We start from the raw sequence: 12,148 nt of genomic DNA, 5'->3' as shown, positions 1-12,148 counted from the left end.
GTCCGCGGCTCTCCCGTCGCGGATAGCCGCAAGCAAGTCGAGCGGCCTTGAGAGAAAAGTGACGAACCAGGTATCTTCCGACGCTTATTATCGCCAGTTCGATCGGCCTAATAAGTGTCGCGCTCACGTTCGCCGCCAAACAGAATCTCGGCAAAGCGGATTTTCTGCTGTTCAGTGAGGCTCGTATATAATGGCTGGGCGGCGTCGGCGAGTTTCTTTCGATCATTGGAACGCTCGATCTGTGCATCGGCGCTCTTGCGCATTTCATCTAGCGCATCGAACGTGCCGTGTTGCTGGGCGAGAGCATCCCGTACCGCAATCCGCCGATCGGCCCGCTTCTTGCTCATATCCTGCATGGCGCTGGCAAAACCCGACCAGTTCTTTTCCTGGTCCGCGGTAAGGTTTAGATCGACTTTCATCTTGGCGGTCCGCGCATCCGCGCGATCGACTATTTGGCTGGCGGTCAACTCGGTATGCTCCGAGCGATCACGCGCGACGGCGGAGCCTGATAGTGCAGAGCCGGTCAGCAGTGCTGCGCTCGTGAGAAAGATCAGAGATTTTCGCATGGCGTTATCCTTTCAAGATATCCGCGTGGTGAGGGGAGTATCGATTGAACGAAGTCGCCGCGACTTCGAATGTTCCGGAAATCTCGTAGCTCCCTCCGCGATACCGGCTAGATGTGTAAACGTGCCTTGGTCGGATTGGCGCAGCTGGTCGCGCGCCAGCGTGCGATAGTAGCCAGTGTGATCTCGGGACGCTCCAAGGTCACCTCGAAGCGCCCTCCATAGACGGCGCCGGAATTTCCATCGAGCGTTAGCCAGTCGCCTTCCGCGAAATCCTGCGAGGCTATTCGGCAGGTTCGGTTTCCTGTATCGACCGAAAGTTCCGCACAACCGACCAGGCAGACCTTCCCAAGTTGGCGCGCAACGACGGCCGCGTGCGACGTGCGCCCGCCGAGCGCGGTAAGTATTCCCGCCGCATTCGCCATGCCCGTGATGTCTGCGGTTGTCGTTTCCCGTCGTACCAGAATGGCTGCCTCGCCGTTGTCGGTGAGGCGCTTGGCGGCCTCGCCATCCAGCGCGATCCGCCCAGCAGCAACGCCGATGCCGGCAATCGTCGCTTGAGCCAGTTGCACGTTCTGCTTTCCCGACAGATGGCTTCGCGCAACCGTATCGAGATTGATGGCATCAAGGCGGCTCAAAGCCTGCTTGGGCTGAATAAGCCCTTCTTCCACGAGATCGCAGGCAATCTTCAGGGCTGCCCAAGGCGTCCGCTTCGCGGTGCGGGTTTGCAGCAAATAGAGTTGACCAGTCTGAATCGTGAACTCGAAGTCTTGAACGTCGGCGAACATGGCTTCGAGTTGGCGCCGGACTTTCTCGAGCTGTTTCCAGGCCGTGGGTAGCGTCGATTGCAATCTATTGGTGTCGCGGATGGCCAATCGCCCAGCGACGACGTCTTCGCCCTGGCCGTTGAACTGAAAATCAAGATAAAGCTGGTTTTCACCGCTTGCGGGATTGCGGGTGAAGCCGACGCCGGCGCCTGACGTTCCTCCAGCGTTGCCGAACACCATCGTCTGCACCGTCACCGCAGTGCCGATACGATCGTCGATATGATTGAGGCGTCGATATTCCGCCGCTTTCGGTGCCTCCCAGGATCGAAAAACGGCCTTCGTTGCCTGCTCAAGCTGGTCGATGGGCGATTGCGGGAACAGAAGACCGCTCAATTCGTGGAAGCGAGCCAACATCGCGAGGACGAGTCGCTGCAATGCGCGATGATCGAGCTGGCGTTCGTTCTCGACGCCTTCGACCGCGATCGCTTCCTGCGTGAGGGTATCGAACGGTTCGGTCGGCAACCCCTGAACGACCTCGGCGAACCCTTGAATCAGCCGTCGGTAGCTGTCCCAGGCGAGGCGAGGATTGCCGGTCAAACGCATCAATCCGCCGGTGGTTTCGTCGTTGACGCCTATGTCGAGCACGGTTTCCATCATTCCCGGCATCGAGATTGCAGCACCTGAGCGTACCGAAACCAGTAGCGGCTTCCTCGAGGACCCGAAGCCCAGCCCGGTCGCAGCCTCAAGCTGCGCAATTCCCTCACGGAGCGCGTCGCATTGCGCCGCCTCGGTCGTCTGCGGCGTACGGAGTGTTTGGCTCCACGTCGTCGGCAAACGAAGCCGGATGGCACCGGCAATCCGGCGGCCGCCATCCGCATCAGATTCCAGGCCTTATTTCCGACCTCTTCGGCTTCGCCAGGCGGCAGTAGCCCATCTCGCGAAATAGCGTAGAGGAGGCGCCGCGAGGGCGCGCGCTTAGGGTGCAAGGACATCGCTCACCATCTGGTCGCGGAGGATGAGGCTTGCGCGCTTCAGGCTATCCGAGGCGTTGCCCAGTCTCTGCCGAATCTCTGAAATCAGGTGAAGTTCGCGAAAGTCTGTTGCCTTTGAGAGCGCGGCGACGGTCACGGCCCGCTCCTCGTTATCGGCGTCATGTTCCAGAGAGGCCAGCCGATCGATTGAGGTGAGGAAATCGTCGACGTCGTCGCGCGCCCCGTGCCGGTGGACATGCTGCGCATTCGCGAGTGCCTTCACCCATTGCTGGGAGGCTTCCGCCAGGATGCTCGCCAGCGGCTGCAGCGATTCCCAGGCGTTATGCTTGGCTGAGCTGCCGAGAAGGCCGAGCAGAAAGGCCGCCTCCTCCATTTCATCGGCGGCGTCATCCGCCGCGGCCATCAATTGCTGGAACGGTACCAATTCCGGGCGATGTCGAACCGACAACGCGATCTCGCTCACCAATTGGTCGGCGTCATGTTCCCAGTGCCGAGCCCGCTTGGCCAATTTTTTAAGCCCGACAGGATCATCGTGCGGTCCGAAAAGGTGATCGCGGATCGCAGTTGCGATTTCGAAAACCAGGCCTGCATGCGCGGTAGCGGTCCCGAGGAACCGCGTACCCACCGTGGTCAGATGATCCAGCAGTTCGGCGCGAACGCGATCGCGGATGAGGCCGTCCGACTGGCGAGCGAGCAGACCCTCGGTCGCGGTCTTGAACGTGAACTGAATGAAGGCGAAAGCCTTGTCCTCGCCGAGCACGTCGCAGAGGCGATCGCCAAGGCGTATGGTCGTGGGCGCCGTGGTCTCGACCGCGTCCCAGATCAGTTGGGCGCCGCCGAGCTCAAGAAATCCGCGATGACCAATGTCAGCGTCGGCGGCCCAGCGCAGCAACAAAAGTCGTTGTTGACGCTTCATAAATCCGCGAAGCTGCTTGCGGGCCCGGTTCCAGTCGATCAGGAACACCAGCCGGGAGCCGAGATGATCGAGATAGGCGAGCAGCTGCTTGTGATCCTTGGCCTCGAAGGCACCGGTCGTGAGGAAGAATGGCGCGTCGTCCGCCAGGGCCGCGCTGTGACTACTGTTCGGATTCGACCATGTCACGGCGAAGCGGGCAAACAGCGCGCAGAAGAATTGCAATCGCTCGAGATGCACGTCGCTGTAGGTGAGGGTGACGCGTTTGGCTTCGACATGGACGACAATCACGTGGGCATCCGTGGTTCCGATGTCGTTTTGGATAATCAGTCTGTGGCCGGATCTGGTCGCGGTGGTGCCGAGGCCGGGATGGTTGAACTTAAGCGGGGCGGTGCGGTTGAGCCCTGCCATAAAGGCGTGCACCAGAGCGTCGTCGCCCTTGCCAAGTCCGTAGGTTGCGGCGCCGTCGATCAGTTCTTCCGCCAGTCCCACTTGCAGCGCGTTGAGTTGCTTGTGCAAGTCCATCACCAACCGGTGCAGGCTGTCGGCCTTGCTACGGTTGGCACGCGTGATTTGATCGATGATGCGGCCCTCAATCGTGTCGCCTTCGGACTTGGGCAATTGCTTGAGCAGGAGTTCGAGGCGCTGCTTTGCCACTGTATCAGCCGGCGCCGTCATGACGCGCGCATCGCTTGCGATCGCGGCCAGCAGTTCGCGGCATCCGGACAGTCGGTACGACGTTCCTTCCTTGCGGGCGCCTGCAACCGTTTGATCCAGAGCACTCTTGGCAATCCCGGCGACGAGCCGCTCCTGCCTGAGCGATGGCGAGGTTTGATCAGGGTTGTCGGCATGACTGCGGGAAACCTGCAGCAGCGAGAAGTAATATTTGAGCCGATCGTTGGCGGCGAGACCTGCTTCGATTTGGGAGGGTAACGCCAGCCCTTCTTCTCCCATCGTTTCCAAGATCTGTGTTTTCATGATCCTACCAAGGCGTACGGAAGCTACCGAGTGAAGAGAAGTTCTGGAACCTCGACAGCCCCGAACGATCCTGTATAGAAACCGTCACGTTCAACACGGAGGTCGGCCAGCTCCATTGTGGTTCATTTTTTTGGAATGCTCGTTGCGCCCGATGATTGACAACTCCGGGGGATGGTATCCCTGCAGTATCTTGACGTAGTTGGCGCGCTCGAACGCTTGAGTGTCCCAAAGATTACGTTGGTTCATGATCCCCCTGACGTGCTCGAGAGATGTGAACTTCCTCGCGTCGAGCCACGCATGCAGTCCGGCAAGCATTGTTCCGATATGACCGGGTCCATTGCGCAGCAACGCCGACGTTGTCATGACGACATCGGCCCCTGCCAGAAGATACTTCACCACCTCGTCGGTGCCGGCGACCCCGGAACTTGCGGCAAGCGAAGCTTTTGTTTGACCAGCGAGAATGGCGATCCATAGCAAAGGCAGGCGAATCTCGCTCGGATCGCTGAGCTTGAGGTCGTTAAGAACTTGCAATCGCACCGGATCGATATCGGGCTGGTAGAACCGGTTGAAAAGGACCAAGGCGTCGGCGCCTGCTTCCTGGAGTTTAAGGGCCATATGGCCGGCTGAACTGAAATACGGGCTGAGCTTGATCGCCAACGGTATCGATGTTGCGTCCCGCACGGCCCGCAGAATATCCAGGTATCGGCGTTCGACCTCCTCGCCCGCCGCCCCGAAATCGGACGCGATGAAATAGATGTTGAGTTCGAGCCCATCCGCACCGGCCTGCTCGATCTGTCTGGCGTAGGAGGTCCAGCCTTCGCTGGAAATCCCGTTCAGGCTGGCGATCACCGGCACTTCGAGGGCCTCGCTTGCGCGACGGATCAGTTCAAGATATCGATGCGGCCCATGTTGGGTACCCGCGAGAGTTGGAAAATTACTCAACCCCTCCGGCCAACTATCGTTATGGGCACTGGTCAGATGATCGTGGCGCGCTGTTTCCGCTTCGATCTCTTCCTGGAAAAGCGATGGCAGGACCACGGCCGCAGCGCCGGCGTCTTCGATCTGCCGCAGCGAGTCAAGTTCACCGGTCAGCGGCGACGCGGACGCCACCAGCGGGTTCTTGAGTTGAAGCCCCATATAGCGTGTCGCGAGATCCATCAATTATCTCCTGCCGTGAGAATGGCGGTGCCGGGCACGAACTTGCCGCCATCGAGGGCCGCGAGTTGTTCGTATTTTCGATATTTCGCGGTGATCCCCGCCTGCGCTTCGACGAGCAGTGCGGCCGCGTCTTCGGGCAACGAACGGGCCAGCGAGGAGTAACGAACCTCGTTATAGGCATAGTCCTTGAACGGAATGGTGGGGCGCGGCGAGTCGAGCTGGAACGGGCTGCGTCCTACCGTCCGCATGGCCGGGTTAAACCGGATGAGCGGCCAGTAGCCGCAGGCAACCGCGAGGTCCTGCTGCTTCATGCCAAAGCGCATGTCGATGCCGTGGGCGATACATTGGCTGTAAGCGATGATGATGGAGGGACCGTCATAGGCCTCCGCTTCGCGGAAGGCGTCCAGCGTCTGCTGGGCGTTGGCGCCCATCGCGACCTGCGCCACGTAGACATTGCCGTAGGCGATGGCGAGTAACGCGAGGTCTTTACGGGGCACCCGCTTTCCGGCAGCAGCGAATTTCGCGACCGCGGCGAGTGGCGTTGCCTTCGAAGCCTGACCGCCTGTGTTGGAATAGAGTTCTGTGTTCAATACGAGCACGTTGACATTGCGCCCGCTTGCCAGAACATGATCGAGGCCGCCGTAGCCGATATCGAAGGCCCAGCCGTCACCGCCGACGATCCAGATGCTGCGCCGGACCAGATGATCAACCACCGACAAAAGATCCCGCGCGTCGTCTGTTTGCAGCGTCAGCAGGCGTGTTTTCAGTTCGGCAACCCGGTTACGTTGCGCACGCAACTCGAATTCCTGAATTTGCGGTGCGTTCAACAGGTCCTGCACAAGACTGTCGCCAACGATCGGTGCCAGCCTCTGCAAGAGCGCATGTGCCATCGCGACGTGCTTGTCGGCGGCGATCCGGAAGCCCATGCCGAACTCGGCGTTGTCCTCGAACAGCGAGTTCGACCAGGCAGGACCGCGACCTTCATGATTTTTCGTCCAAGGCGTCACGGGCAGGCTGCCGCCATAGATGGAGGAACAGCCTGTCGCGTTGGCGATCTGGGCACGATCGCCGAACAGTTGAGACAAAAGCTTGAGATAGGGCGTCTCGCCACAGCCGGCGCAGGCGCCGGAGAATTCGAACAGCGGTTCGAGGAGCTGGACGCCCCGTACATTGGCGAAATCGACCCGGGAGCGATCATTGACCGGGAGTTTTTCGAAGAATGCCAGGCTGGTTCGCTCAGTCTCCAGCAGCGGAGCTTTCTCGGCCAGATTGATCGCTTTCTTGCCCGGCTCGCGTGGGCTAATCGACGGGCAGGCCTCGATGCAGAGCCCGCAGCCCGTGCAATCCTCGACATAGAACTGCAGGGTGAATCGCTCTTCCGGATAGCCGCGCGCGTTCACGGGCGCGGACTTGAACGACGCGGGCGCGCCGGCCAGCGCGCTTTCGTCATAGGTTCGCGAACGGATCACGCTGTGGGGGCAGACGAAACTGCACTGGCCGCACTGGATGCAGAGATCCTCTTCCCATACCGGGACCGCTTCGGCGATATTGCGCTTTTCGTAGGCGCCGGTACCGGACGGAAAGGTACCGTCCGCCGGGATCAAGCTGACCGGAATGTCGTCGCCACGCCCGACCAGCATCGGTGCGGTCACGTGCTTGACGAAGTCGGGTGCGTCGTCACCGACGAGGGGTATCAGGTCGTGCGGGTTTGTTGCGGTAGCGGGAACCTTGATCTCGAACAACTGCTTGAGGGTACCGTCCACGGCCTCAAAGTTCATCTTCACCACATCCTCGCCCTTGCGGCCGTAGGTCTTGCGGATCGACTCTTTAATGTGGTTCAGCGCCTGCTCGCGGGGCAGCACGCCCGATATTGCAAAAAAGCAGGTCTGGAGCACCGTGTTCGTGCGAACGCCGAGCCCGACATCGCGAGCGACCTTCGAAGCATCGATGACGAAAAAGCGTAGCTTCTTGTCGATGATCTTTTGTTGCACCGAACGCGGCAGTTCAGCCCAGGTATCGTCCTTGCCGTAAGGGCTATTGAGCAAGAAAACCCCGCCGGGAGCCGCGATCCGCAGCGGATCCTGGCGTTCGAGGAATGCAAACTGGTGGCATGCGACGAATCCTGCGGATGCGATCAGGTAGGGGGCCCGGATCGGATCGGGTCCGAAGCGAAGGTGCGATACGGTCTGGGCGCCCGATTTGTGCGAATCGTAGACGAAGTAGCCCTGTGCGTAGCGTCCGGCGTCCTCAGCAATGATCTTGACGCTGTTCTTGTTGGCGCCGACCGTACCGTCCGCACCGAGGCCGTAGAAGACGGCACGGGTCGTGTTCGCATCCTCGATCGAGAACTCCGGATCAATCGTCAGGCTGGTATGCGAGACGTCGTCATTAATGCCGAGCGTAAATCCGTTGCGCCCCGCGAATTCGCCCTTGGCGCCGATTTTGCCCAGCTCGTCCAGGGCGGCCTTTGCCATCGCGGGCGTGAAATCCTTCGAGGACAAACCGTAACGACCGCCAATTACGCGCGGCATTGCGGTGCGCGTGCCCGCTGCGAAGCTCTGTGCCAGGGTTGCGATGACGTCGAGATAGAGGGGCTCGCCCGTGCTGCCCGGCTCCTTGGCCTGCTCGAGCACAGCGATGGCGGAGACGGATGCGGGGATCGCCGCGAGGAGATCGGCCGCTGAAAACGGGCGGTAGAGCCGAACCTGCACAACACCGACCTTTTGGCCGGCGGCGACCAGCGCCTTGACCGTTTGGCGCGCAGTTTCCGCGCCTGTTCCCATCAGGATCAGGACGCGGGTCGCATCCGGCGCGCCCTCATACTCGAATAGTTTATAGCGTCGTCCGGTCAATTCGGCGAAGCGATCCATTGCCGCCGCCAGAATGCCGGGAACCGCGGCGTGATAAGGGCTGACGGCCTCGCGTGCCTGAAAGAACGTGTCGGGGTTCTGCGCCGTGCCGCGGATAAAGGGATGTTCGGGGTTCAGCCCGCGGTCGCGGTGCGCGCGCACCAGATCATTCGAGATCATCGCCCGCATCGTATCGTCATCGACAAGGTCGAGCGTGTTCAGCTCGTGCGAGGTACGGAAGCCGTCGAAGAAATGAATGAAAGGCACCCGCGCGCGCAGCGTCGCCGCCTCGGCGATCAGTGCAGTGTCGTGCGCCTCCTGCACATTGGCGGATGACAACAGCGCGAAACCCGTGGTGCGGCAGGCGAGAATGTCGGAATGGTCGCCAAAGATAGAGAGCGCCGACGTCGCGAGCGAGCGCGACGCGACATGAAAGACCGTGGCGTTCAATTCGCCCGCGATCTTGAACAGATTGGGCAGCATCAACATCAGGCCCTGCGATGACGTGAAGGTCGTCGTCATGGCACCCGATTGCAGTGCGCCGTGCACGGCGCCCGCCGCGCCGCCTTCGCTCTGCATCTCCTGCACGACCGGCACGTTGCCCCAGATATTAGGTATACCCTTGGCCGACCACTGGTCCGCCAGTTCGGCCATTGTGGAAGAGGGGGTGATGGGGTAGATCGCACAGACCTCGTTGACCCGATAGGCGACATGGGCGACGGCCGTATTGCCGTCCATCGTGGTTCTGACAGTCTTTTTGGCGATGGACGCTGTCGTCGGCTTTGGGGCGTCGCTCGCGTTCAGCTTGATCAAGGCGTTCATGTCCGGACCTCAGTCGCCTCGGGAACCATCTCCATGGCGTGGCAGGGGCATTGCTCGACGCACACCTGGCACCCCGTGCAGAGATCGAGTTTGATCTCATAGCCATTGGTCGGCCCGAGCTTGATGATCGCGTCCTCCGGACAGGCGGCATAACAATTGTCGCATTCGAAGCAATTGCCGCAGGACAGACATCGCTTGGCCTCGTGCAGCGCCTGCGCCTCGCTCAATCCATCGACGACCTCATCGAAGCCTTTTGCGCGTGCGCTCAACGCGAGTTCGTGCTGCACCGACGGAGCCGCGTCCGCATAGATCGGCAGGTTGAGACCGGCGAATGTGATTCCCGGATGCTTCTCGGCATGACGCAATTCGCTGCCGCGAAGCCAGGCATCGATATGGCGCGCGGCTTTCTTACCATGTCCGGTGGCGATCGTCACCGAGCGTTGGCTCGGCACCATATCGCCGCCGGCAAAGATGCCGGGACGCCCGGTCATCATGTTGGGGGCCACGATCACGGAGCCGTCCTTGTCGAACGCGATTTCGGGAATCGTTTTGAGAAAACCGCTATCGGCGTCTTGGCCTAGTGCCAGCACCACCGTGTCGGCCTTCAGCGTTTCAAATTGGCCGGTGGGCTGTGCGTGACCGGCCTCGTCGATGCGCATCACCTCAATCGTGAGATCGGCGCCTTCGATGGCCTTGATCGAAGTCATCCATTTGATCTTCACGCCCTCGGCGAGGGCTTCTCCGGCTTCGAAATCATGAGCGGGCATGTGAGCCCGATCCCGACGATAAACGATCATCGCCTCGTCGGCGCCGAGCCGGCGGACCGTCCGGGCGACGTCCATCGCGGTATTGCCACCGCCATAAACCACCACGCGGCGTCCGAGCCGGGGTGCGGCGTCGGCTTCCACATCGTGAAGCAAGGATACCGCGTCCAAAACCTTGATGGCGTCGCGCGCGGGAATATCGACATGTTTGGAGAGCTGAGCGCCGATCGCGATAAACACGGCGTCGAACGAGCCAGCTTTCTGCTCGGCTAACACGTCATCAACACGGTGATTGGCGACGAACTTGACCCCTATCTGCTCGATCCGCGCAATCTCCTTCATCAGATCCTGGCGCGGCAGGCGATAGGCGGGAATGCCAAAGTGCAACATGCCGCCCGGCAATGGTCCGGCGTCATGGATCTCTACCTGATGGCCAAGTCGCGCGAGGTGATAGGCTGCTGACAATCCGCTCGGGCCAGCGCCGACCACCAGCACGCGCTTGCCGCTGGAGGCCGCCGCAGACGGAATTTTCCAGCCCTGCACGGTTGCCTGATCGCCGAGGAAGCGTTCGACCGCGTGGATGCTGACGGAACTGTCGAGATCCTTGCGATTGCAACTGGTTTCACAGGGGTGATAGCAGACCCGGCCATGCACCGCCGGCATCGGATTGTCCGATATCAGCGCTTCCCACGCTGCCTTGAATTGGCCTGCCTGCGCCAGCCCGAGCCATTTCTGGATGTCCTCGCCGGCCGGGCAGGCCGAATTGCAGGGTGGCAGCAGATCGACATACACCGGGTGTTGATCGCGGACCGCTCCGGTTCCGTGCCGCTGGGTCAGATCGACCCTGGGAGTCATGTCGCGGGCGACGATGTTCACAGGGCACCTCCGAGTGCGGGCTTGAGCGGCAAAAGGGTTTTGGGCTTGCTGGCCTGCGCCGCCGAACCCGTCTCGCGGATGAAGAAGGACAGCACGATGGCGAGCGCGATGCCGCCGACGCCGATAAGTCCCGCCTGTTGGAACACCGGCAGATCCAGCGGGCCACCATTTGAGACCTTGACCAGCACCCAGCCATAGATTGGAGCCATCAGGGCGCTCAGCGTGAAGACCAGGAAATTGATTGCGCCGGTGGCGCTGCCCTTTACTTCGTCCGCGTTGACTTCCTTGATGATCGTATAGGGGATCATCGCAGCGCCAGACCCGATGCCGAGCAGCAGCCCTTCGAGATAGGGGGGAATGATGTCATGCGGCATGTACAAGATGGTCAGCGCGACGATCAGCATTAACGTCGCGCCGCCGATCAACACCGGCTTGCGGCGTCCGAAGCGGTCGGCGATATATCCAAGCAACGGACAGCCGATGACCCAGCCCAGCGGCACCATGGCGGCGCGGTTGACGGCCTCGGCATAGCCGATATGCCAGCCCTCCCGCAGGAAGGACACGCCCCAGATCATGTCGCCGACCGTTGTTGGCAGGAACAGCAGCCCGGCGGCAAAGCCACAGAGATAGGATTGAGGGTTGCTGAGCACGGACTTGTAGGGCGTAAACATCGACCAGATCGAGAGCTGGGCCGGCGTGCGCTCGGCATGACCGCCGGGCGTGACGATGAGCGCTATGAGCGCGAGGGCTGCTGCCGCCAGGCCGCCATAGATCCAGAATTGCTGCCACGGCAGCACGCCGTGGATCAACGGCGCGACGGCAAACTGCCCGGCCGAGCCTCCGAGCATCCCGAAACATTGGGTGAAGCCGATGGCTGTCGCCAGATAGCGCCCCGGAAACCCGTGGGATGCCAGGTAGACCGCTCCCGTGAAGGCAAAAGCAGAGCCGGCTCCCTGGAAGAGTCGACCAGCATCGGCAGCCGCCGCTAAGCCCATGCCGAACAGAATGGCGCCGATCGCAAGCAACGCGAGGCCAACGGGAACGACATATTTGGCACCGTAGCGATCGAAACACGCTCCCGATACGATCGCGAATGTTGAATATGTATAATAGTACAGTCCGATCAGCGCGCTTACGCCCAAGGCTGTAAGTCCGAACGATGACGTCAGTTCGGGGATCATGACGCCGGGCGCCGAGCGCAAGGCGTATTGCAGGAAATAGAAAACGACGCAGAAGGCCCATGCCGCGATGAAGGGCCAATGGAATTCGGAACTGGGTCTTGCCGATTGGTCTGGCATGTTGTCTTGCCTTTCAACGGCCTGCGTGAACGCGGCATGTAGCGTCGATCGCTGACGACTCGAATGTAGGTGGCGTGACGCTCGATGATCTAGGCTCGGAATCTACTCATCGGCGCAGCCGTAATATTTCCGACATAAAGGTGGCGCGGGCGATGGTGTAGGCGTGAC

7 protein-coding genes are annotated in these 12,148 nt (G+C 61.0%); all 7 read right to left on the bottom strand.

Annotated elements, in window-relative coordinates; all coding sequences use genetic code 11:
* Window positions 1–107 precede the first annotated feature (107 nt).
* Window positions 108–566: a Spy/CpxP family protein refolding chaperone gene (locus tag UP10_RS33510; RefSeq protein WP_044591456.1), complete on the bottom strand. Its 459-nt coding sequence runs from the start codon at window positions 564–566 to the stop codon at window positions 108–110.
* A 107-nt stretch (window positions 567–673) separates the two neighbouring features.
* Window positions 674–2,164 (bottom strand): PEP/pyruvate-binding domain-containing protein, encoded by a 1,491-nt coding sequence (locus UP10_RS33505; protein WP_082077385.1) that lies wholly within the window; start codon window positions 2,162–2,164, stop codon window positions 674–676.
* A gap of 141 nt (window positions 2,165–2,305) precedes the next feature.
* Window positions 2,306–4,213 carry a DUF47 family protein gene (locus UP10_RS33500; protein WP_082077384.1) on the bottom strand — a complete coding sequence of 636 codons (1,908 nt, stop codon included), beginning with the start codon at window positions 4,211–4,213 and terminating at the stop codon, window positions 2,306–2,308.
* 90 nt (window positions 4,214–4,303) lie between these two features.
* Entirely contained in the window at window positions 4,304–5,371 is a 1,068-nt protein-coding gene (locus tag UP10_RS33495; RefSeq protein ID WP_063775418.1) for a dihydroorotate dehydrogenase-like protein, read from the bottom strand.
* The gene (gene nifJ / locus UP10_RS33490) at window positions 5,371–9,042 is read right to left on the bottom strand and encodes a pyruvate:ferredoxin (flavodoxin) oxidoreductase (RefSeq protein ID WP_245322062.1); all 3,672 of its coding nucleotides are present in this window, start codon (window positions 9,040–9,042) and stop codon (window positions 5,371–5,373) included. The genes UP10_RS33495 and nifJ overlap by 1 nt, the downstream gene beginning before the upstream one ends.
* The gene (locus UP10_RS33485) at window positions 9,039–10,682 is read right to left on the bottom strand and encodes an NAD(P)-binding protein (RefSeq protein WP_245322060.1); all 1,644 of its coding nucleotides are present in this window, start codon (window positions 10,680–10,682) and stop codon (window positions 9,039–9,041) included. The genes nifJ and UP10_RS33485 overlap by 4 nt, the downstream gene beginning before the upstream one ends.
* Window positions 10,679–11,980 (bottom strand): MFS transporter, encoded by a 1,302-nt coding sequence (locus tag UP10_RS33480; protein WP_044591455.1) that lies wholly within the window; start codon window positions 11,978–11,980, stop codon window positions 10,679–10,681. Before UP10_RS33480 ends, UP10_RS33485 begins: the two co-directional genes overlap by 4 nt.
* Between the last annotated feature and the right edge of the window lie 168 nt (window positions 11,981–12,148).

It is taken from the genome of Bradyrhizobium sp. LTSPM299, from assembly GCF_000938235.1.
GTDB lineage: Bacteria > Pseudomonadota > Alphaproteobacteria > Rhizobiales > Xanthobacteraceae > Bradyrhizobium.
The sequence above is the reverse complement of the archived record's forward strand: the minus strand, read 5'-3'. Positions and strand labels throughout refer to the sequence as shown.

Bases quoted from the DNA above. Each gene is read 5' to 3' on its own strand.
- UP10_RS33510 (WP_044591456.1), bottom strand. From the start codon at position 566: ATGCGAAAATCTCTGATCTTTCTCACGAGCGCAGCACTGCTGACCGGC.
- UP10_RS33495 (WP_063775418.1), bottom strand. From the start codon at position 5,371: ATGGATCTCGCGACACGCTATATGGGGCTTCAACTCAAGAACCCGCTG.
- UP10_RS33500 (WP_082077384.1), bottom strand. From the start codon at position 4,213: ATGAAAACACAGATCTTGGAAACGATGGGAGAAGAAGGGCTGGCGTTA.
- nifJ (WP_245322062.1), bottom strand. From the start codon at position 9,042: ATGAACGCCTTGATCAAGCTGAACGCGAGCGACGCCCCAAAGCCGACG.
- UP10_RS33480 (WP_044591455.1), bottom strand. From the start codon at position 11,980: ATGCCAGACCAATCGGCAAGACCCAGTTCCGAATTCCATTGGCCCTTC.